At 66.7% G+C, this 21,009-nt stretch carries 16 protein-coding genes and 1 pseudogene; 10 read left to right on the top strand and 7 right to left on the bottom strand.

Annotated features, from left to right (window positions below; genetic code table 11):
- Nucleotides 1-16: 16 nt before the first annotated feature.
- Nucleotides 17-532 (bottom strand): metallopeptidase family protein, encoded by a 516-nt coding sequence (locus ACX80M_RS05565; protein WP_058929637.1) that lies wholly within the window; start codon nt 530-532, stop codon nt 17-19.
- 120 nt (nt 533-652) lie between these two features.
- On the opposite strand from ACX80M_RS05565, the gene ACX80M_RS05560 reads away from it, so the two are divergent.
- From ACX80M_RS05560 to ACX80M_RS05545, 4 genes are all read left to right on the top strand, one after another.
- Complete coding sequence (locus tag ACX80M_RS05560) at nt 653-1,042, top strand: DUF3499 domain-containing protein (protein ID WP_058929636.1); 390 nt, start codon at nt 653-655, stop codon at nt 1,040-1,042.
- Nucleotides 1,043-1,120: 78 nt separating this feature from the next.
- Nucleotides 1,121-1,390: a Trm112 family protein gene (locus tag ACX80M_RS05555; RefSeq protein WP_104061004.1), complete on the top strand. Its 270-nt coding sequence runs from the start codon at nt 1,121-1,123 to the stop codon at nt 1,388-1,390.
- A gap of 95 nt (nt 1,391-1,485) precedes the next feature.
- The gene (ahcY, locus tag ACX80M_RS05550) at nt 1,486-2,964 is read left to right on the top strand and encodes an adenosylhomocysteinase (RefSeq protein ID WP_252601023.1); all 1,479 of its coding nucleotides are present in this window, start codon (nt 1,486-1,488) and stop codon (nt 2,962-2,964) included.
- Between the two features lie 63 nt (nt 2,965-3,027).
- Nucleotides 3,028-4,266: a L,D-transpeptidase gene (locus ACX80M_RS05545; protein WP_252601025.1), complete on the top strand. Its 1,239-nt coding sequence runs from the start codon at nt 3,028-3,030 to the stop codon at nt 4,264-4,266.
- A 36-nt stretch (nt 4,267-4,302) separates the two neighbouring features.
- Here ACX80M_RS05545 and ACX80M_RS05540 read toward each other — a convergent pair whose 3' ends face one another.
- On the bottom strand, nt 4,303-5,103 hold the full coding sequence (locus tag ACX80M_RS05540; RefSeq protein ID WP_252601027.1) for an RDD family protein: 801 nt from the start codon (nt 5,101-5,103) through the stop codon (nt 4,303-4,305).
- Nucleotides 5,104-5,171: 68 nt separating this feature from the next.
- Here ACX80M_RS05540 and ACX80M_RS05535 point away from each other — a divergent pair, with 68 nt between their 5' ends.
- Both ACX80M_RS05535 and ACX80M_RS05530 read left to right on the top strand, forming a co-directional pair.
- Complete coding sequence (locus ACX80M_RS05535; protein WP_252601030.1) at nt 5,172-6,164, top strand: stage II sporulation protein M; 993 nt, start codon at nt 5,172-5,174, stop codon at nt 6,162-6,164.
- A 123-nt stretch (nt 6,165-6,287) separates the two neighbouring features.
- Entirely contained in the window at nt 6,288-7,385 is a 1,098-nt protein-coding gene (locus ACX80M_RS05530) for a TIGR01906 family membrane protein (RefSeq protein WP_459309217.1), read from the top strand.
- Between the two features lie 47 nt (nt 7,386-7,432).
- Here the strand turns inward: ACX80M_RS05530 and ACX80M_RS05525 are convergent.
- Nucleotides 7,433-8,850, bottom strand: a pseudogene (locus ACX80M_RS05525) (AMP-dependent synthetase/ligase); the annotation flags it as partial.
- Nucleotides 8,851-8,916: 66 nt separating this feature from the next.
- Entirely contained in the window at nt 8,917-10,599 is a 1,683-nt protein-coding gene (locus ACX80M_RS05520; RefSeq protein ID WP_374209889.1) for a dolichyl-phosphate-mannose--protein mannosyltransferase, read from the bottom strand.
- Between the two features lie 46 nt (nt 10,600-10,645).
- On the opposite strand from ACX80M_RS05520, the gene rsmI reads away from it, so the two are divergent.
- Nucleotides 10,646-11,605 (top strand): 16S rRNA (cytidine(1402)-2'-O)-methyltransferase, encoded by a 960-nt coding sequence (gene rsmI, locus ACX80M_RS05515; RefSeq protein WP_459309215.1) that lies wholly within the window; start codon nt 10,646-10,648, stop codon nt 11,603-11,605.
- Between the two features lie 172 nt (nt 11,606-11,777).
- Nucleotides 11,778-13,277 (top strand): NAD-dependent succinate-semialdehyde dehydrogenase, encoded by a 1,500-nt coding sequence (locus ACX80M_RS05510; protein WP_459309213.1) that lies wholly within the window; start codon nt 11,778-11,780, stop codon nt 13,275-13,277.
- A gap of 102 nt (nt 13,278-13,379) precedes the next feature.
- Here ACX80M_RS05510 and ACX80M_RS05505 read toward each other — a convergent pair whose 3' ends face one another.
- Genes ACX80M_RS05505 through ACX80M_RS05495 form a run of 3 tightly spaced genes read right to left on the bottom strand, consistent with a single transcriptional unit; the run spans nt 13,380 to nt 18,377 of the window.
- Complete coding sequence (locus ACX80M_RS05505; RefSeq protein WP_459309211.1) at nt 13,380-15,866, bottom strand: transglutaminase family protein; 2,487 nt, start codon at nt 15,864-15,866, stop codon at nt 13,380-13,382.
- A complete protein-coding gene (locus ACX80M_RS05500) occupies nt 15,863-17,266 on the bottom strand; it encodes a DUF58 domain-containing protein (protein WP_252601039.1) in 1,404 nt (467 codons plus the stop codon). The genes ACX80M_RS05505 and ACX80M_RS05500 overlap by 4 nt, the downstream gene beginning before the upstream one ends.
- A 13-nt stretch (nt 17,267-17,279) precedes the next feature.
- Nucleotides 17,280-18,377, bottom strand: a complete 1,098-nt coding sequence (locus ACX80M_RS05495; RefSeq protein ID WP_459309209.1) for an AAA family ATPase — start codon at nt 18,375-18,377, stop codon at nt 17,280-17,282.
- Between the two features lie 164 nt (nt 18,378-18,541).
- Between ACX80M_RS05495 and ACX80M_RS05490 the strand changes: the two genes are divergently transcribed.
- Nucleotides 18,542-19,444, top strand: a complete 903-nt coding sequence (locus tag ACX80M_RS05490; protein ID WP_252601043.1) for a TatD family hydrolase — start codon at nt 18,542-18,544, stop codon at nt 19,442-19,444.
- Nucleotides 19,445-19,727: 283 nt separating this feature from the next.
- Nucleotides 19,728-20,879: a ubiquitin-like domain-containing protein gene (locus ACX80M_RS05485; RefSeq protein WP_252607824.1), complete on the top strand. Its 1,152-nt coding sequence runs from the start codon at nt 19,728-19,730 to the stop codon at nt 20,877-20,879.
- Nucleotides 20,880-21,009 lie beyond the last annotated feature (130 nt).

The following is a 21,009-nucleotide window of genomic DNA, read 5'->3' as shown; positions in this document are numbered from 1 at the left end:
GACAGTACCGGCGGCGTCAGTACCGGCGGCGGTAGACCGGATCCAGGGTTTCCGGCGCTACGCCGAGCATTTCGGCGGTGTGTTCCACGACGACGTCGTGCACCAGGTCCTGGAGTTCCTCCCGGCTGGCGCAACCCTGCTCAACTACCCGGCGGTACAGGGTGATCACCGGGCCTTCCTCTGCCGTGGCGGGAGTGTAGGCGCCCATGGGAGGCGGTGCGGCGTCGGCCACCAGTTGCTCCAGCTGCGGGGGTATTTCGTCGACGGCGAACCGGACGCCGTCGAGCGTTTTGCCCCAGATGTCGTGGAGCCGCTGCGCGGAATCCAGCACCATGTCGTCAAAGCGGTCCGACCGTGTCCTGTAACCGGGGTGCGTTGGCAACACCAGCTCCCCGCGCAGGCCGCGACCGTGGCGGTTCCGGCGGCGCATCGCAAAGCTTCGGCCGGGCGAACCCGAACCCGTTTCTGCGGCGCGGTCATCCGGGTCAGCCAAACGGACCGTAAAAGCTGAATCATGGTTCGATGACTGCATACCTTGACTGTAAACCCGGGCGCAGAATTACGCGACATAACCCCGGTTTTCGCGCCAAGGCGCGGCGCCGATTCGGCAAATACTCCGAACAAGTTGGGATACGGAGTAGTCTGTGATGTCGTGGGAGCTATCCGTCAATGTTCAAGGTCAGCCTGCCGTCAGTCGGCGGTGGCAACTTTGACGTACGTCTATGCCGACTCCACCGCCGTCCTGGGTCCGCTTGCCACCTACGCCGAGCCGCATTGTTACGATTTGTGCGAGCAGCACGCCGGGTCGCTGACGGTGCCCCGCGGGTGGGAGGTGCTTCGCTTGGCGATGCCCACAAGCCCGCAGCAGCCCGGACCGGACGACCTCCTGGCCCTCGCCAACGCGGTCCGCGAAGCAGCGGCCCAGCCGCCCAAGTCGCAGACCACGCCGGGTCAGCGTGGCTCGCATTCAGCGCTGGAGGCCCCGGCCGGCACCGAAGGTGTCCGCCGGGGGCATCTGCGCGTCCTGCGCGAACCTTCCTGAGGCGGATCTGGCGGTAGGCTGGAACCTGCTAATCAGTCAGCCAACGGCGCGAACGCGCCCCTGTCGGGAGCACCAATCATGCCAAAGATCAGTCCTGAACTGTTGTCCGTCCTCCGCTGTCCCGTGACCGGATCGCCCCTTGTCCAGGAAGGCGAAGAGCTTGTGTCGACGGCGGCGGGAGATTCGGGCGTGAAGCTGCGCTACCCGATCGAGGACGGTATCCCGCTGCTGCTGCCGCCGGAACTTCTCCAGGCCGCCACGGCTGCCGGCTCGGACCAGCACGATCACGCCGTCCGGCCGGCCACGGACCCAAGCCCCGCCACGGACAAAACCGCAGCTACTGCCTAGGCAACGCCTGGACAACACGTACCACCACCAGCGGTCGACTTTCGCGCAGAGGCTTCAACGCCGTCGCCGCCGTCGGACAAAAGCAAAGGAACCCCATGACATTTGACTACAAGGTAGCCGACATCTCGCTGGCCGAAGCCGGCCGCCACCAGATCCGCCTGGCCGAGCACGAGATGCCAGGCCTGATGTCACTCCGCAAGGAGTTCGGACCCACCCAGCCGCTGAAGGGCGCCCGGATCGCCGGATCCCTTCACATGACGGTCCAGACTGCCGTCCTGATCGAAACCCTCACGGCCCTCGGTGCCGAGGTCCGCTGGGCCTCCTGCAACATCTTTTCCACCCAGGACGATGCCGCTGCAGCCGTCGTGGTGGGCACGGGAACGGTCGAGGACCCGCAGGGTGTCCCGGTGTTCGCCTGGAAGGGCGAGACGCTGGAGGAATACTGGTGGACTGCACAGCAGATCCTGGCCTGGCCCGGCGCGGACACCGATCCGGAGCTCGGCCCGAACATGATCCTGGACGACGGCGGCGACGCCACCATGCTGGTCCACAAGGGCGTTGAGTGCGAAGCTGCCGGCGCTGTACCGGCGGCAGGCGAAGACGAGTCCGAGGAAGGCAGGATCTTCCTGGACGTGCTGCGCGCCTCGCTGCAGGAAGACCCGCAGCGGTGGACCCGGATCGGGGCCAGCCTGCGCGGCGTCACCGAGGAAACCACCACCGGCGTGCACCGCCTCTACCAGCTGGCTGAACAGGGCAAGCTGCTGTTCCCGGCCATCAACGTCAACGACTCGGTCACCAAGAGCAAGTTCGACAACAAGTACGGCATCCGCCATTCGCTGCCTGACGGCATCAACCGCGCCACCGACGTGCTGATGGGCGGCAAGGTGGCCGTCGTCTGCGGTTATGGCGACGTCGGCAAGGGAGCCGCAGAGGCATTCCGCGGCCAGGGTTCCCGCGTCATCGTCACAGAGATCGACCCCATCTGTGCCCTCCAGGCAGCCATGGACGGCTACCAGGTGGCCAAGCTGGAGTCGGTGCTGAGCCAAGGCCACATCTTCATCACCACCACAGGGAACAAGGACGTCATCCTGGCCGAACACATGGCCGGCATGCGTGACAAAGCCATCGTGGGCAACATCGGCCACTTCGATAACGAGATCGACATGGCCGGTCTGGCGCGGATCCCCGGCATTAAGAAGGTGGAGATCAAGCCGCAGGTGCATGAGTGGGTGCTCGACGCCGGGACCGCCGAAGAGCGCTCCATCATCGTCCTGTCCGAGGGACGCCTGTTGAATCTGGGCAACGCCACCGGCCACCCGTCCTTTGTGATGAGCAACTCATTCGCCAACCAGACCATCGCCCAGATCGAGCTGTGGACCAAGCGGGACCAGCCCGAAGGCGAACGCGAATACAGCAACCAGGTCTATGTCCTGCCTAAGATCCTGGACGAAAAGGTTGCCCGCCTGCACCTCGACGCCCTCGACGTGGAGCTTACGGAACTCTCCAAGGAACAGGCCGACTACCTGGACCTGGACATCGCCGGACCGTACAAGCCCGAGCACTATCGTTACTGACGTGTGATGCCCCGGGTGCAGACCACGCCCGGGGCTGTTATGTCCAAGCATTAAGATCGGACTATGGAACCTGTTGTTAAGCCACGCCGGCGGGGGACCGCCAAGAAAATTCTCTTGGTGGCAGCCGTGTGTGTCCTTGCCGCAACGGGCGGCGTCTTCGCCGCCGTCGCGCCGGGTTTTGCGCGCGGTGGCCTGGAGTCCGAAGCCAGCTCGGCAGTCCGGTCCGTGCCGGGCGTCGCATCGCCCGTGGTGGCCCCGGTCAAGGTGGACGTCACGCCAGCCAACGCCGCAAACCAGGTGAACCCGGCAATGCCGGTGTCGCTTAAGGTGGGCAACGGCAGGATCGAGAGCGTCACGCTGACCAGCACCGCCGGCGAAGTAGTCCACGGCACCTTTGCAGGGGACGGCAGCACCTGGACAGCGACAGACCCGCTGAAATTCAACACCGAGTACAGCTACTCGTATGTGGTCACTGACGGGGCGGGACGGGATACCAACACAACAAACTCGTTCAGTACGGTTTCGAGCACGCACGAGGCGGATGCTGCCATCTACCCGCTGGACGGGATGAAGGTTGGCGTGGGCCAGCCGCTGCAGGTCATCTTCAGCGAACCGGTGGTCAACCGGGATGCCGTGGAAATGGCCATCAAAATCACCTCCAGCGCAGGGCAGGCCGGGGCCTTCCACTGGTTCAGCGACACCATGGTCCGGTACCGCCCGGAAGCCTTCTGGGCGGCGAACTCCACCGTCACCATGGACATGCAGCTTTTCGGCGTGGACCTCGGCAACGGCCAGATTGCCAACTTCAACAAAAAGGTCACCGTGAATTTCGGTGACAAGCGGGTGGCTATCGCCGATGCCGCCGCACACACTTTCACGCTCAGCGTTAATGACCAGGTAGTGAAAACCCTCCCGGTCAGCATGGGCGATCAGCGCTTCCCGTCAGCGCGCGGCTACGCGGTTCTGATGGAAAAGAACCGCTATGACCGCTTCCGGGCGGCCAGCATCGGACTCAAGCCCGGCGATCCGGCCTACTACGGCGAAGTGGACGTGGAGTATGCCATCCGCCTCACCCTGAGCGGCGCCTACATCCACCAGGCGCTGGAGTCCGCCTACCCCTTCATCGGCAACACGAACGTATCGCACGGCTGCATCGGATTCGCTCCCGACGGCGCCGCCTGGGTATTTGAGAACATGACCACCGGCGATGTGGTTCAGATCATCAACACCGAAGGCGACTACGCCGCCGTCGACGACGGCTATGGCGACTGGAACATCCCCTGGGCGGAGTACAACAACTAAGCACCGTTTGGCCCAGGACCAGGACGAGGTTCAGGCCTATGGCCCGAACGGCAGGCGGTCCAACCGCTCCGCCGTGGCCGCGTTCCGGCGCCGGGCCTGCTGCAGCCGCGCGAGTTCACGGTGACGGCGTTCGGCGGTGACGGCCGCCAGGTACTGGTCCGGGCTGGTTCCCGGGGGCGGCGGAGGGGCCACATGCCCGGCCAGTTCCGTGGCGATCGACGCTGCCATTCCGGCGGCGGACAGCGGTGACATGCGTCCGGCCTGCCGGATGAATTGGGCGGCCTGCCGTGCGGTCGCATCCGGGATCCGGCCGATGTCCGCAGCTGTGGCCCAGCCCTGAAGCTGTGGGGGAACAAAGACGCGGACCGGTACCTCTGCCGGCACGCGGCGGCGCAGCGCATACGTGCCGGCAAGGATGTCACCCAGCCGCTTGGAGCGGCTGTTGAAGAGGGCGACGCCGATGGCGAGGCCACCCAGGGTGAGGTAGATTTCCAGGAATCCAGTCAGCCCCCGGATCACGGCGTGGCGGAACCGGATGGCGCCGCCGTCGTCCCTGACCACACGCAGGCCGGTCGCCAGTTTTCCGAGCGAGAGCCCCCGGGTGAGGGTCTCCACGGCTACCGGGACAATCACGAAGCAGAAGACCACGCTCACCAGCGTCAGCGCCCGCATTGCTGCCTCGTCAAGGTCCTGGCCGGCGGCTGCGACGCCCAGCAGGATCAGGACCAGCAGGATGATGTTGAACAGGACATCCAGCAGCAGGCCAAGGGCACGGGCGGCGAAGGATGCGGGGCGCAGTTCCAGGACAACGGCCTCGCCGGTGATTATCGAACTCAAGCGGATACCCCAATCCCTGGTCAGCCATCCTGCGGACCTTCACAGTCTATGGCGGCTAGGCTGTTGCCGTGGATATGGATGCCTTCTCCGCCGCCAACGGGGACAAGTGGTCAAGGCTGCACCAGCTCGCCCATAAGCGGCGCCTCAGCGGCGAAGAGGCCGATGAACTGCTGCGCCTTTACCAGTCGACGTCGGCCCACCTTTCCTTCATCCGGTCGATTGCCCCGGAGAGCGGCCTGTCGGCTTCCTTGTCCGCCACCCTGGCCCAGGCCCGGACCCGTTTCACAGGCGCACGGTCCAACGTGATGGCGGACCTGGCCCGGTTCTTCGTGGCTGCCCTGCCGGCGGCTTTGTACCGCCTGCGGTGGCTGACGGTGGCCTGCGGCGCCGCATTTATCCTGGTTGCCGGCGCCTACGCGCTCTGGATCGGGACGTCCCCCGAGGCCCTGCGGTCCGTTGCCTCCGAGGCTGCGGTCCGGCAGTACGTCGAGAAAGACTTCATTGGCTACTATTCGGAAAATCCTGCGGCCTCGTTTGCGGGGGCCGTCTGGACCAACAATGCCTGGATCAGCGCGCAGGCGGTGGCCCTGGGCATCACCGGCTTCTGGGTACCCATGATCCTGTTCACGAACGCCCAGGGCGTCGGGATCGCCGCCGGAGTTTTCGCCGCCGTGGGCCGGCAGGATGTCTTTTACAGCTACATCCTGCCGCATGGCCTGATGGAACTGACGGCTGTTTTTATTGCCTGCGCGGCGGGCTTGAGGATCTTCTGGGCCATGGTGTCCCCGGGACCACGGACGCGGGGACGTGCCGTGGCGGACGAAGGCAGGTCGCTGATCACCGTGGCCCTGGGGTTGGTGCTGGTGCTGTTCGTTTCCGGATTAGTGGAAGGTTTTGTCACGCCCAGCCCGCTTCCGGTGTGGGCCAAGATCGGCATCGGCCTGGCGGTGCTGGCTGCCTACTGGGGCTACGTCCTGATATGGGGACGGCGGGCCTATGACGCCGGTGAACGCGGCGACTTGGTGGCTGGCGACGCTGGATACAGTGAAATCGCCGCATGAATCCGGGAGCGACGGGGTGGCTCCTCGCCCTTGTGGAGGAGCGGGCGGTAGGCTCGATATCAGATACACGGCGCTGCCCGGATCAGAGCCGGCGGCGTGGAACCCAACGGAAGTGACGCTGCTGTGAACGACAATTCGCCGACCCCTGCCAAACGCACGGAGCCGCAGCCGGATCCGGACCTGGATACTTCGTCGGACTCGGAAGAGCCGGCTTTTGCCTGGCTGAAAGACTCCGACTCCAGCACTCCCGACGTGTCCCCAGCACGTAGCGCCGGTGCCGGGCAGGGCGGTGTCACCCAGCCCGAAAGCCGCGCCGGCCGCAAAGCCGCGGAGGCCGCCGTCGAACCTCCCGCCGCGGTACCTTCCGTAGAAGAGTCGCTCCGCAAAGAACCGTCCGCCCAGGGCGCCACCCGAAACGGTGCCCACTTCAGCGAGCCGCTGCCCACGTCAGCGCTGCAGGTCCGTCCGCCGCAGGAGGAAGTGGAGCGCCGCAACGCGGAGCGCGAAAGCGCAGCCAACGCCAAGCCCGTGGCCCCGCGCATCTGGCAAGTCCTGCTGGCCCTTTTCTACCCGGTGATCCTGCTCGTGCTGGCCGTCCGTGCGGTCACCAGCCCGCTGTTCCTGTGGGCCGAGTACAACAGGCCCGGGTTCCCGGGCGACGGGTACGGGTTCAGCACCGACGACCGGATGACGTACGGTTCCTACGCGGTTGACTACCTCAGCAACTGGGCGGGGCCGCGGTATCTGGGTGATCTGGTCAATCGCAGTGGCGGGGACCTTTTCAAGGACGGCGAAGTCGGCCACATGGCGGACGTAAAAGTTGTCATCCTTTCCGCGTTTGGCGGGGGAGCACTCCTGATCGTCCTCAGCCTCGTGGCCATCGCCTACCTGCGCCGCCGCAGCACCGGCGGTGTGCGCCGCGGACTCTTCTCGGGATCCATTGTTGCGCTGGCGATCATTCTGGGCCTCGGCGCATTGGCCGTGCTCGGCTGGCAGCAGTTCTTCACCGAATTCCACCGGATCTTCTTCGCCAGCGGTTCCTGGACGTTTGCCCTTGAAGACACGCTGATCAGGCTGTTCCCGGGCCAGTTCTGGATCGATGCCGGTATTGTCATCGCCGCGCTGGTCCTCCTGGTGTCCCTGGTAACGCTCATCCTCACTTGGCCCACCCGCCGTCGTCGCGGCCTGGCCAAGGATGAGCCGATAGCCGCTGAGGCGTAGCCCCAAGCAACTGCACGTGCTCAGCCGTTTATTTTGGCGGGCAGGTTCTTGCGGCCGGTGATGGTCAGGAAGCCCTCCCGGTCCAGCTCGCCGAGGTCCCCGGTACGGAAGAACCCGTCCACAAAGGCCTCTGCGGTGGCCGCTTCGTTGGCGTGGTAACCCTTGAACACGCCGATCCCCTTGACCAGCACTTCGCCGTCCTCGGCCACCCGGATGGTGGTGCCCGGCAGGGGGACGCCCACGCTGCCCACCCTGGTCCGGGCGGGCGTGTTGGCCGTACAGGGGGCGGTTGTCTCGCTCAGCCCGTAGCCCTCAAGGACCGGGATCCCGGCGCCCCGGAAGAAGTGCGCGTCCTCAGGTGCCAGGGGGCCGGCCGCCGATACCGCGTAACGGACCCGGCCACCAAGGAGCTGGCGGAGCTTCGGGTACACCAGGCGGTCAAAGACGGCGTGCCGCGCCCGCAACGCCAGCCCTGGTCCGCTGCCCCCGCCGCGGGCGACGGTGTCCTGTGCCGTGGAGAAACGGACGGCGGCGGCTGACGCTGCCCTGAAGATCCCCGCGTTCCCGGACCCGGCAGCCTGGTGCGCGGCGTCCGCCCGGACCTTCTCGAAGATCCGGGGCACCGCCAGGAGGAACGTGGGTTTGAACGTGCCCAGATTCGCCCGCAGATCAGCAGGACGGCTGACGTGTCCCAGGGTGGCGCCCGCATGGAGGCACGCCACCTGGGCGGCGCGGGCGAGCACATTGGCCAGCGGCAGGAACATCAGGGTGCGCGCATTCTGCCCCTTGAGGATCTCCGGGAGAAAGGCGACGACGTTGACGGCCACGAGTGCAAAGTTGCCGTGGGTGATCACGCAGCCTTGGGCCGTCCGGTGGTGCCGGACGTGTAGGCCAGGGACGCGACGTCGTCCAGGCCCGCGGCGGAGCGGTGGCGTTCCAGCTCGGCGTCCGTGACGCCCATTCCGGCAGCCGAGAGGCTGGCGAGGTTCGGGGCGTCGTCGTCGTCATCCATCCTCACCACGGGGACCAGCCGGTCCTTGAGCAGGATGGAAGACTCCATGATGCCTGTAATAAGCGACACCTTGCCGCGGTCCTGCGCGAACACGCGGCGCGCGCCGGCGTCGTGCAGGATCCACTCCACCTGGCCGGGGGTTGAGGTCTCGTCGATGGGGACGCTCACGCCGCCGGCAAACCAGATGGCGAAGTCCACCAAGGCCCACTCGTAGCGGGTGGCGGACATGACGGCCACGGTGTCGCCGGGCTCCAGGCCGCCGGCGATCAGTCCTTTGGCGAGGGCACAGACATCGTGCAGGAATTTTTGCGCCGGAACGTCGGTCCAGCCGTTGGGGCCTTTGCGCGCGTAGAGGGCGTGGGCCGGGTTGGCGGCTTCCCGCTGGCGCAGGAGATCGGTGACATTGCTGCCGGGCTCCAGCTCCACCAGGAGGTTTGTGCTCGCTTCTCGCACGGGGGCGTCTCCGTTCCGCTGCCTCAACGCAGTTCGCGGCTGGTCAGGGTTTCATGCAATCCTGCCTTAGATCCAGGACGGCATCCACATCCGGTAGCGCCATTCCTGATAGGGGATGGTCTCCGCGGTCCACACCGGGTAGAAAAATGCGGACAACAGGACTGCCCCGGCGACGAAGAGTGCCACCAGGTAAACACCGGCCCGCCGGCGCCAGAGCGGGTCGGTGTCCCGGCCCAGGACGAGGCCCAGGCAATACACCAGTGCGAGCACCAGGAAGGGCTCAAAGGAGACGGCGTAAAAGAAAAACATGGTCCGCTCCGGGTACAGGAACCACGGCAGGTAGCCGGCGCCCACGCCCGCAAGGATCGCCCCTGCGCGCCAGTCCCGGCGCCCGGCCCACCAGAACAGCAGGACCACCAGCGAGATGGCCGCTCCCCACCAGATCATCGGGTTCCCCACCGAGAGAATGGCGGAGGCGCAGTTGGGCACGTCGCATCCCGGGGCGCCCTGCTCCGGCTTCTGGTAGAAGAACGACGTCGGCCGGCCCATCACCAGCCAACTCCAGGCGCTTGCCTCGTACGGGTGTTCGGAGCCCAGTCCCTGGTGGAACTTGTACGCCTCCAGATGGTAGTGCGCCAGCGAACGCAGGGAGTCCGGCAGCCAGCCCCACTCCGCTGAGGGGTTGCTCTGGGCCCACCTCCGGAAGTAGGCGCCCTCGGAACGGAACCAGCCCGTCCAGGTGGCGGTGTAGACCACCGCCGCAACCGGAACCATGCTGGCAAAGGCAGGCAGTCCATCCTTGATGATTCCGCCGCTGACCCAGCCGCGGATTCCCGCGACGCGCCGTGCGTTGAGGTCCCACAGGACCGTCAGCACGCCGAAGCCGGCGAGGAAAAACAGGCCCGACCATTTGGTGCCTATGGCGAGTCCCATGCACACGCCCGCGGCGAGACGCCACCAGCGGATCCCCAGCCACGGTCCCGCCAGCAGTTGGCTGGCTGCGGGCCGAGCGTTCCGGGACGCGGCCGCGAGCCGTCCGAGCCGTGCGGCCAGCCGCCGTCGTCCGTCATCGCGGTCCAGCAGCAAAGCCCCGAAGGCCGCCAGGAGCCAGAACATCAGGAAGATATCCAGGAGGGATGTCCGCGACATCACCAGGTGGTGGCCGTCGACGGCGAGCAGCAGGCCCGCGGCGGCAGCCAGCGGCACTGAGCGGAACAGTTTCAGTGCAATCAGCGTGAGCAGCAGGATGGACAGGGTTCCGGTCAGTGCGGCCGCGAACCGCCAGCCGAACGGATTATCGGCTCCGAAGAGCCACATGCCGCCGGCGATCATCCACTTGCCCACGGGCGGATGGACCACGTACTCGGGAGTGTCCAGGAGGATGGCCGGGTTGCCTGCGTTGAAGGAGTCGTTGGCCTTGTCCGGCCAGCCCCGTTCGTAGCCGCTGACCACGTAGGAGTAGGCGTCCTTGACGTAGTACGTTTCATCGAAGACCAGGCTGTGCGGCGTGTCCAGCCGGACAAAGCGGAGGACGCCGCCGATCACGGATGTCAGGGCGGGCACCAGCCAGAACCAGAGACGCAGCGACGGCGGGTAATCCCGCCAGCTGCGCGTGCTGCCGTTCAGGCGCTCGCGGAGGGCTGTGGCAGAGAAGGCCTCCGCCGGACGGGCGATCCACGGGCCTCGTGCCGGCGCGATGGTCTGGACGGCCTCGGCAGGCCGCATGGAGGTCTGCGTCACGAGCCCCATGCTACCTTTTGCAGCTTGGGCCGCCGGCCAGCAGTACGCTGGGGGAGTGGACCCTAACCCCAGCACCTTCGCCGATTCCCGCCCCGCAGAACCTTCCCTTGCCGCCGGGGAGGAGCCAGAGACAGAGGTTCACGTGGCAGCGGACCCGGCTGCAGCGGCACCCGTCGCCACGGGGCCGGGCCGGATTGTACTGGCGGCAACGCCCATCGGGAATACGGGAGACGCGTCGGCCCGCCTGATCGAGCTCCTGGGGACGGCGGACATCGTGGCCGCCGAAGACACCAGGCGCCTGCACCGCCTTGTCCAGAGCCTCGGAGTCACCGTCGCCGGGCGGGTCATCAGCTACCACGAGCACAACGAGGCCACCAAGACCGCGGAACTGCTGGAGCACGTCCGGTCCGGCAAAACCCTGGTCATGGTCACAGACGCCGGCATGCCTTCGGTCTCGGACCCAGGGTTCAGGCTGGTGGAAGGCGCTGTGGCAGCCGGACTCACCGTGACCGCCGTCCCTGGCCCGTCCGCGGTACTGACCGCCCTGGCACTGTCCGGTCTGCCCACCGACCGCTTCTGTTTTGAGGGATTCCTGCCCCGGAAAGCCGGCGAACGGGCCTCGCGGTTGGCGGACCTTTCGGCCGAACGCCGGACCATGGTGTTTTTTGAGGCCCCGCACCGGCTGGAATCGATGCTGCGGGCCCTGCGCGAGCGTTTCGGTGCCGAGCGGCGGATCGCCGTCTGCCGGGAACTGACCAAGACCTACGAGGAAGTCATCCGCGGGACGGTCGGGGAACTGTTGCTGTGGGCCGAAGGCAACGAGGTGCGCGGCGAGATTGCCGTGGTGCTGGGCGGCGCCCCTGAGCAGGCGCCGGGCACCCCCGAGGACTACGTGGCGGCCGTCAACGAGCTGGTGGCCCAGGGAATCCGGCTCAAGGAAGCCGTGGCCGCCGTAGCCGAGGACGTCCGCGTCAGCAAGCGGGAGCTGTACTCGGCGGTCCTCGCGGCACGCTGAGCGTACTAAAGGCCAGCTGTGCAGCTGCACAACGAAATCTCGCTTCAGCAGTGCGTCCAGGCGTAGACCCTCTGTCGGCCGCGGCAGTAGTGTGACAGTAAATCAGCCAACACGGCAGGCCGCCCAGGCCCGCGCCAAGGCTGGACCAAACCTTACTGACGAGGGAGTCACCGTGACTGTCACCGCACAGCCAGCTGTTACCGCGGAGCGCGAAATCGCACTGCTGGCCTCTGTTCCCACCGGATTGCTGATCAACGGCGAATGGCGCCCGTCGGCGTCAGGCAAGACATTCGACGTCGAGGACCCCGCCACGGGCAAGGTGCTGCTCAGCATCGCTGATGCCGGCGCCGAAGACGGCAAAGCTGCTTTGGACGCGGCCGCCGCGGCGCAGGAATCGTGGGCGAAGGCCCCGGCCCGTGAACGCGGCGAAATCCTGCGCCGTGCCTTTGAGATGGTTACGGCGCGTGCCGAGGACTTCGCGCTGCTGATGACCATGGAAATGGGCAAACCGCTGGCCGAGGCCCGCGGCGAGGTCACCTATGGCGCCGAGTTCCTGCGCTGGTTCTCCGAGGAAGCCGTCCGCGCGTTTGGCCGCTACTCGGTCTCCCCGGACGGCAAGTCCCGCCTGCTGGTGACCAAGAAGCCGGTGGGCCCGTGCCTGCTGATCACGCCGTGGAACTTCCCGCTGGCCATGGCCACGCGCAAGATCGCCCCTGCCGTCGCGGCCGGCTGCACCATGGTGCTGAAGTCCGCCAACCTCACGCCGCTGACCTCGCAGCTGTTCGCCGCCGTCATGCAGGAGGCGGGACTGCCCGCCGGAGTCCTGAACGTCATTCCCACGTCCACGGCAGGCGCCACCACCGGTCCGCTGATCAAGGACCAGCGCCTGCGCAAACTCTCGTTCACGGGCTCCACCGAGGTGGGCCGGCGCCTGCTCGCCGACGCGTCCGAGACCGTCCTGCGGACCTCCATGGAACTCGGTGGCAACGCCCCGTTTGTGGTGTTCGAGGACGCGGACCTGGACGCCGCCGTCGCCGGTGCCATGCTGGCGAAGCTGCGGAACATGGGCGAAGCCTGCACGGCCGCGAACCGGTTCATCGTGCACGAGTCCGTCGCCGATGAGTTCGCGGAGAAGTTCGCCGCGAAAATGGGTGAGATGACCACCGCCCGGGGCACCGAGGCGGAGTCCAAAGTGGGTCCGCTGATCGATGCCAAGAGCCGGGATAAGGTTCATGAGCTGGTGTCCGATGCCGTGGCCTCCGGCGCCAAGGCCGTCCTGGGCGGCGCCCCGGCCGAGGGCCCGGGCTACTTCTACCCGCCCACCATCCTCACCGGCGTCACCGAAGGCACGCGGATCCTGTCCGAGGAAATCTTCGGACCCGTCGCGCCGATCATCACCTTCGGCACGGAGGACGAAGCCATCCGCCTGGCCAACAACACCGAATACGGTCTGGTGGCGTATGTCTTCACCCGCGACCTGAACCGGGGCATCCGGATGGGCGAACGGCTCGAGACCGGCATGCTCGGCCTGAACGCCGGCGTTATCTCCAATGCCGCCGCACCGTTCGGCGGCGTCAAGCAGTCCGGGCTGGGACGTGAAGGCGGCCTCGAAGGCATCGAGGAATACCTCTACACCCAGTACATCGGCATCGCGGACCCCTACGCCGGCTGAACGGATCGTCCTCCGGCTGACAGGATTATCCTCCGGCTGACAGGATTATCCTCCGGTCAGCCGCTTCCTCCACCGCCAGTAGGGAGCCGCTGCGGTGAGCCGCTATTGGCTACCACGCGGCCGGAACAAGCCGCCGCGCGCCCTCGACCAGGAGCGTGCGGCGGCTTTTGCCGTCCGGCGCGCCAGCCTGTTGAGCCCTCTGAACGGGGCAGCCAGGAGCCAAGCCCATCGGCCCAGAACCGACGGCGGGAGCCAGTCGGCACGGAGGCGTCGAGGGAGCGAGGCGTTGGCACGCAGGGAATGCTGCACCGCCGCGATGCGTGGGGCAATGGCCCCTGTCCTGCCGCGGCCGGCTGTGTCCTGGACAGGCGGGCCGTAGTGCCGGCGTTCGAAGTCGGAGGTGAGGCTGCCTATGGCTTGGTGCGCGGCGTCGTCCATGCCGCCATGTTCGCCGAGCAGCGATGAATGGCGGAGCCGTGCGGAATACGTCCGGGCTGTTTCGCTGGCGTCCGGTGGCAGTCCGTAGTCGGTTCCGAGATCACGGATTTCGGCCCACGCCAGCGGAATCACGTCCTCCCGCGCCCGTCCCTCGGTGCGGAGCCACCGGGCACGCCGCCCCATCCTCACCAGCCGCGGCGAGGCCGCCAGCAGGACGAGGCCCAGCGCGGCCGCCGTCCCCAGCAGCCATGGCAGGAGCAGCTGCCCGAGGTCCCCTGCGCCGCCACCTGCACCGGGGAGGGGCACGGCCGTGGCGCTTAGTGTGGGGGTCGGGGCGGTTGCGCCGGGAAGGAGGTCCTCGTTATTACCCAGCGAACCGGGGATGCCGGGTGTGCTGGTTTCCGTGGCGTACGCGGGTATGACACCACGCGACGGCGTGGGTTCGAAGGGCACCCACCCCAATCCCTGGAAGTAGAGCTCGGGCCAGGCGTGGGCGTCCCGGGCGTCCACCTCATACTCCGGCAGCGCCCCTTGCCCGGCCACTGAAACCGTGGAACCAGTGCTTCGGCCCGGCGCGTAGCCAACCGCGATGCGGCTGGGGATACCTTCCAGCCGGGCCATCACGGCCATCGCGGACGAGTAATGGATGCAGTATCCGCTCTTCTGGGTCAGGAAATCGGCCAGCACCGAGAGCCCGTTACCGTCGTAGCCGCCCTGGACAGGTGACTGGAGCGAGTAGGTGAACTCCCCTGAGCGAAGGTATTTCTGGATAACCATGGCCTTGGCGAAGGGTGTGTCACTCGAAGCTGTCACCGTGTCAGCCGTGCTGCGGACGATGTCCGGGACGTTGCCGGGAACCCTGGTGAAGTCGGCCGGGATTCCCTGCACGGCCTGCGACGACTGTTGAAGGAGGGTGGCCGTGAGCTTCGGCGCCGTGGACACCACAAGGTATTGCTGTGACCGCGTGTTGGTGTTGGAACCCTTGACGGCCAAGGTGGCCGGGTCCCATGTCCAGGCGCCATTGAGCCCGCGGATTGTTTCCGGCGCGTACGGCAACGGCAGGTACGGGCTGGTGAACGTGCCCGTATCCACGGCAGTCACCTGGCGGAGCTGCTCCTCGGCGACGATCTCGTGGCCCGTCTCAAACTGTCCGGCCACGGGGCGGCGCTCTGCGTCGCGGTCATCAGGTCCCCAGGATTCGCCGTCGAAATTGTCAACTGTGACGGACCGCAGATACAGCGGCCCGGCCGCGTTGGTGGCATAGGTGATCCGCCCGCTGCCGGCCGGTGCCCGCAGGCTGTTTCCCAAGGTAATTATGGGGTTCAAGCCGGTCCCGGCGCCCCACGGGTTCAGCCGGGAGCCCTGCGGAAACGTGCCGTGGTCGAACCCGGGGATGGCCGCCGGCACTGCCAGTGTCGCCACCAGTGCCACGGTTCCGGTCAGCATGGCCCGCCGGAACTGGCCGGGATTCCGGCCGCTGTCGGCCGCAGTGCGGGAATCCGGTGCAAACCACTGGCTGAACGCGAGGATCAGGAGGTACCCGGCCACCGTGGCAGTGAAGCCCCAAACCCCCACGCTCTGGGGCTTCACGGTGGCGGGGACTACCAGGATGGCCAGCAGGCCCAGTCCGGTTGTTGCCGGCATGCCAAGCGGTACGGCCAGCGCATCGATGAGGATGGCTGTCAGGCCCAGGGCTGCGCAGCTGACCATAACGATTCCGGCGTTCGGGGCCACCGGGGCACTTTCCGCAAGTACCGTCTCGCTCGCCCGGCGGACGAACCTGTCCACTTCAGCCAGGGTTGCCCCGGACGGGATGAAACCGGCAATGCCCGTGCTCCGGAAGAACGTCAGGGTGAGAATCGCGATCAGGGAGGCAAAGCCGCCGGCAGCCACCACGAGAGGATGGGCCCGCAGCGCGCGGAGCGTGGCGATGGTCAGGCAGACCACCACCACCGTGGTCAAGAGGGGCAAGTACCAGGCCCAACCCCGCAGGACACCGTTGAGGGAAATCGCGGCGCCGGCCACGGACAGGGCGACGGCGCCGGCCATGGCCCAGTGGTACGCCCCGACCCGCGTCCGTGCCGGAACCTGGCCCGGGGCACCTGTGGCTGCCTGCCCGCGGGACGCGTTGCGTTCCGGTGCCAGTGTCACCGTCCCACCGCCGCTCCGCGGCGTACGTCTGCCGCTGCCGTGGCCGGCGCAGCACCACCCTGGTCGAAGTGCGCCCAGGCGTCCGGGACCGGAACCGAGGTTGGCACCGCCACTGCCCGCCAGCCGCCCCGGCGGAGGGCCTCCAAAGAGTCCTCGGAATCCGCGGGCCTCTCGGAAACGATGATGGCGAAGGCATTCGCGCCATAACCCGCCGCCGGAGCGAGGGCTCTGGCCTCGCTCGGAGAGATCCTGCCGAGCACGGCAATAAGGGGCCCCCGCATCCGGTGGGCGGAGAGTTTGTCCATCAGGTGATCGTCGAAAACGGCCGGTCCGGCATCCTGGCCACCGTGGTCCCGGGCAGCGTGGTGCGGACCGGACAGCTGGATGGCGGCGAGGCTTTCGGCGATCGACTGGAGCCCGGACACTCCGCTGAACTCTTCCGCTTCCGGTTCCGGTGCGGACGGGGAGCGGAGGAACGCGGGTTCGCCGCGGGGGCCCAGGAGGCGGAGGGCGTAGTTCCGCTCCGACAGGTGCCTGCAGATGGAGATCGCGGCCACCACGGCCCACTCGAACGTGCCGCTGGTGATCATCTCGTGGCCGTCCACGGCCGCATTGCCCCCGAAACCGGATCCGTGCCCGCCGGAAAATGCCGCGAACCGTTGGTCAAGGATGATGGTGGCCTCCGGCGTCGTGACGGACTCCTCCTGGCGCACCATCAGGGCGCCGTGGTGCGCGGTGGCCGCCCAGTGCACCCGGCGCATGGGATCGCCCGGGCGGTATTCGCGGGTCATGACGTCATCGTCGCTGGGGTTGGCGCGGGTACGGGTTGCTGTGATGCCGTCGTTGCCGCGGGCTCCCGCGAGGCCCGTCACGGGAAGCTCGACGGCGGCGGGCGTCACGGTGAGTGTGTCGCCGTCGTCAATTGACCGCCTGTGCAGGGACAGCCCGAACGGATCCGTGAACTCTGCGGTTACCGGGCCGATCAGGTACTGTCCGCGTTTGGTGGAGCGCAAGTGGTATTCGTACCTGCTGGTCCCGCCCTTGGCCGAGCGGGCGGGGAAATGGAAGGCCGGGGACTCGCCGAACCGTGGCGGCAGCCGTTCCTCCATGATCGCCCGGCCGCCCCCGTAACCGGTCCGCGCCACGGCGAGCCGCACTGTGGTGGCGGCGGAGGTCTCCACCGGGGACGGGTTGAACTCGCGGTAAACCTGGAACCGGGGCTTGAGGAGCCTGATCCCGGCCAGCGAAACCAGGGGAAGGACGATGAGCAGGACACTCAGGCTCAGCAGGTCCCGCCGCCCCATGATCTGCGCAGACAACAGGCAGACGGCGCCGGCGGCCAGGAGCCCCCAGCCACGCTGGCTGAACAGGTGCCGGGGCAGTCGGTCACGCAGCGCCATATGACGGCCCTGCCTAGTGGTTCCGCCGCAGTCCGGCCGGCGGGGCCGGGTTGTTCACCGGGTCCTGGTTCACCGGGAGCCGGGAGAGGATGCCCCGGATGACGCTGTGCGGGGTCTCGCCGGCGCCGGCCGCCTTCCGGTCCAGGATGATCCGGTGGGCCAGCACGGATTCCGCCACGCTGACGACGTCGTCTGGCAGCACAAAATCACGGCCGTCCAGCGCCGCCGTGGCCTTCGCGGCCCGGAGCAGCTGGAGCATGGAGCGAGGGCTGGCGCCCAGCCGGAGCAGGGGGCTTTCGCGCGTTGCGCGGCCTACTGAGACGGTGTATTCCTTGATGGCCTGGGAGACGTAAACCTGTTGGACCGTGGCGATCATCGCTGCGACGTCCGCCGAGGTGACCACAGCGGAGACCTTGGTCAACGGGGAGGTTGCCTGATGGGTCTCCAGCATTTCGATTTCGGAGTCCTTGTCCGGATAGCCCATGGAAATCCGCGCCATAAAGCGATCGCGCTGGGCCTCGGGGAGTGGATAGGTGCCTTCCATCTCGATCGGGTTCTGGGTGGCCACCACCATGAACGGTTCGTCGAGTTTGTACGAGTCCCCGTCCACGGTCACCTGGTGTTCCTCCATACACTCCAGGAGGGCGGATTGGGTCTTGGCGGACGCGCGGTTGATTTCATCGCCAATAACAATGTTGGCGAAGACGGCACCCGGGCGGAACTCGAACAGCCGCGACGCCTGGTTATAGATGGACACGCCCGTCACGTCCGAAGGCAGCAGATCAGGAGTGAACTGAATGCGGCTGACCGTGCAGTCAATGCTCCGGGCGAGGGTTTTGGCCAGGAGGGTCTTGCCCACACCTGGCACGTCCTCCAGGAGCAGATGGCCCTGGGCCAGCAACACCGTCAGGGCAAGCCTGGCCGCATCCGACTTTCCGTCAATGACGGTGTTGATCGAGGCCAGGATCCGCTGGCTGGCCGCGTGGAATGAGTCCGCGTCCATGGCTGCTGCCTTGTAACCGTTGAGATGGCCCACCTGCTCCGTCACGGGGGTAAAGTTCCGGCTGGCAGGGGTTACCTCGTTGACGGCGATGCGGCGGTGGGAGTCCATCTGCAACCTTTCAGTCCGGGGATCACCCGGAACGGGACAGCAGGCCTGCCTTCGCCCGGCGGTGGGCGTTCGCATCTGTTCGTACCAGCCTACTAACACAACTGCCCTTGCTGACAGAGAGTTCCGGGAATTCTGCCGCGATCCGCCGCCGCTAGGCTTGAGGGATGTGCAATTCGCTGATTCCCGCCGCTTACCGTGCCGCCGGGGCGGACCCTGCAGACGCCGGCCGGCAGGCGCGGCAGGACTATCCGCCGGCGCCGGAGCCGCTGCCGGTCCCCGTGATGGACAACCATACGCACCTGGATTTCCCCGATGGCGAGAGCCCGGTGGGCATCGCCGCGGCGTTGGATGCGGCCCAGGCGGTCGGAGTGCAGGGGGCCGTCCAGGTGGGCTGCGACCTGGAGTCCTCCCGGTTCACGGTCCGCGCCGTTGACCTGGACAGCCGGTTGCTTGGGGCAGTGGCATTGCACCCCAACGACGCCCCGGACTATGCCAGGCGCGGCGAGCTGGAAGATGCGCTGGCGGAGATTGAGCAACTGGCCGCCCACCCCCGGATCCGGGCTATCGGCGAGACCGGCCTTGATTTCTTCCGCACCGAAGGGGAGGGCCTGGCCCACCAGCGCTATTCGTTCCGACGGCATATCGATATTGCCAAGCGCCTGGACCTGACGCTGCAGATCCATGACCGCGATGCGCACGACGACGTCGTGCAGGTCCTGCGCGAGGAGGGGGCTCCGGAGCGGGTTGTGTTTCATTGCTTCTCGGGTGATGAGGCGCTCGCCAGGATCTGCAATGCCGCAGGCTGGAACATGTCCTTTGCCGGCACGCTGACCTTTAAGAATGCGGCTAACCTCCGCGCCGCGCTGGGAGTGGCGGACCCGGACCTGGTGCTGGTGGAAACGGATGCCCCGTTCCTGACTCCGCATCCGCACCGCGGCCGTCCCAACGCCAGTTATGTGGTGCCGTACACCGTCCGCGCCATGGCCGAATTGACAGGAACTGACCTCGCGGAGCTCTGCACCCGGATTAGCGAAAATACCGTGCGGGCGTACGGATCGTGGGACTGACCTGGGCCTCGTCACATTGCTTGGTTCACATACCTCGTATGTAAATTTCTTGGCCGCTTTATAACGCTACGGTTACAGTGGAGAACTATTAGCCGGGGTCGGGGAAGGCCTTCGGATAATTTCACTTCATGCGCAGCAGGACCAGACAGGGCTTTGATGCCCTCTGCCTGCCGCGCGGAGTGTGGCGGCGCAACGGTGCCCGGAGCTTGTCCCCAGGGTCATGCGCCGGCTATTTCACTGCGTTTTTCCCCGTGCCCGGATGGATCTAAAGTTACGGGCAATCGTGGTCAAGCTCTTCACAACGGACGGTAAGTTCAGTTTTATCAAGGTGGGCACCCAACTGGTGGTGCTGTGTGCACTGGTGTTGGGGCTCGTGGCCTTCGTCGGAAATAACAAAACCGTTACCCTCAACGTCGACGGAAAAGTGACTTCGGTCCAGTCCTTCGGCGGCACCGTGGGCCAGGTCGTAAAAAGCGCCAACGTAGAACTGAAGCCGGCTGACCGCGTCTCGCCCTCGGCGGACGCCAAAGTGGAGAACGGCACCGTGATCAACGTCAACATGGCCAAGGCCGTGAAGGTCAGCCTGGACGGTTCCGAAAAGACCATCAACACCACGGCGCCGGATGTTGCGGGCCTCGTCACCGAACTGGGAGTGGCCAGCTCCTCCTCCGTTTCCGTCCCGAAGGACGCCCAGCTCGCCGTGGCCGGATCGTTTGTCTCCATCTCCACGCCCAAGACAGTCAGTATCGTTGCCGACGGCAAGGCCTCCACGGCCACCACCACCGCGGGGACCGTCGCCCAGGTGCTGGAGGACGCCGGCATCACCCTCGGCGTCGACGACCGTACTTCCCAGCCGGGCAACGCGCACGTGGTCAACAACATGGTGGTTAAGGTCTCCCGGGTGGATACCAGCCAGACCGCGGCCACTACTGAAGATGTTGCTTTCGACAGCATGACCACTGAGAGCGCTGAGCTTCTCAAGGGCGAGAAAGAGGTCACCCAGGCCGGCGTGGCCGGCAAGGTGGATAAGAGCTTCAAGCTGGTGATGGTTGACGGCCGTGAAGCCTCGCGGACGCTGGTCTCCGAAACTGTTTCCGTCCAGCCCGTGACGGAAAAGGTCACGGTAGGCACCAAGGCAAAGCCCGCAGCCGCCGCCGGAATGAACACCGGCGCCTCGGCCCCGGCCATGATGAACGAGGCCATGTGGGACAAGATCGCCCAGTGTGAGTCCACCGGAAACTGGTCCATCAACTCGGGCAACGGCTACTACGGCGGCCTCCAGTTCGACATCCGGACCTGGATCGGCTCCGGCGGCGGCGCCTACGCCCCTAACGCCAGCCTCGCCACCAAGGCACAGCAGATCGACATCGCCAACCGCGTGTACGCACAGCGTGGCCTGCAGCCGTGGGGCTGTGGCTGGGCCGCTACGAGCTAGGCACCAATGAGCACCTGCGCTGGCGGCAGCTGACCACAGCCGCCAGGCAAGCAGATGACAGCGGCCGGCCCCGGATTGTCCCGGGGCCGGCCGCTGCCGTTAAGCGGAAACATACACCGCGAAACACGCA

It is taken from the genome of Pseudarthrobacter sp. MDT1-22 (assembly GCF_054511035.1).
The sequence above is the reverse complement of the archived record's forward strand: the minus strand, read 5'-3'. Positions and strand labels throughout refer to the sequence as shown.

What these genes read in the sequence shown, in the direction of transcription:
- ACX80M_RS05500 (WP_252601039.1), bottom strand. Translation starts at nt 17,266, where the DNA reads ATGGCGCTGCGTGACCGACTGCCCCGGCACCTGTTCAGCCAGCGTGGC.
- ACX80M_RS05490 (WP_252601043.1), top strand. Translation starts at nt 18,542, where the DNA reads ATGTGCAATTCGCTGATTCCCGCCGCTTACCGTGCCGCCGGGGCGGAC.
- ahcY (WP_252601023.1), top strand. Translation starts at nt 1,486, where the DNA reads ATGACATTTGACTACAAGGTAGCCGACATCTCGCTGGCCGAAGCCGGC.
- ACX80M_RS05545 (WP_252601025.1), top strand. Translation starts at nt 3,028, where the DNA reads ATGGAACCTGTTGTTAAGCCACGCCGGCGGGGGACCGCCAAGAAAATT.
- ACX80M_RS05495 (WP_459309209.1), bottom strand. Translation starts at nt 18,377, where the DNA reads ATGGACTCCCACCGCCGCATCGCCGTCAACGAGGTAACCCCTGCCAGC.
- ACX80M_RS05520 (WP_374209889.1), bottom strand. Translation starts at nt 10,599, where the DNA reads ATGGGGCTCGTGACGCAGACCTCCATGCGGCCTGCCGAGGCCGTCCAG.
- ACX80M_RS05565 (WP_058929637.1), bottom strand. Translation starts at nt 532, where the DNA reads ATGCAGTCATCGAACCATGATTCAGCTTTTACGGTCCGTTTGGCTGAC.
- ACX80M_RS05555 (WP_104061004.1), top strand. Translation starts at nt 1,121, where the DNA reads ATGCCAAAGATCAGTCCTGAACTGTTGTCCGTCCTCCGCTGTCCCGTG.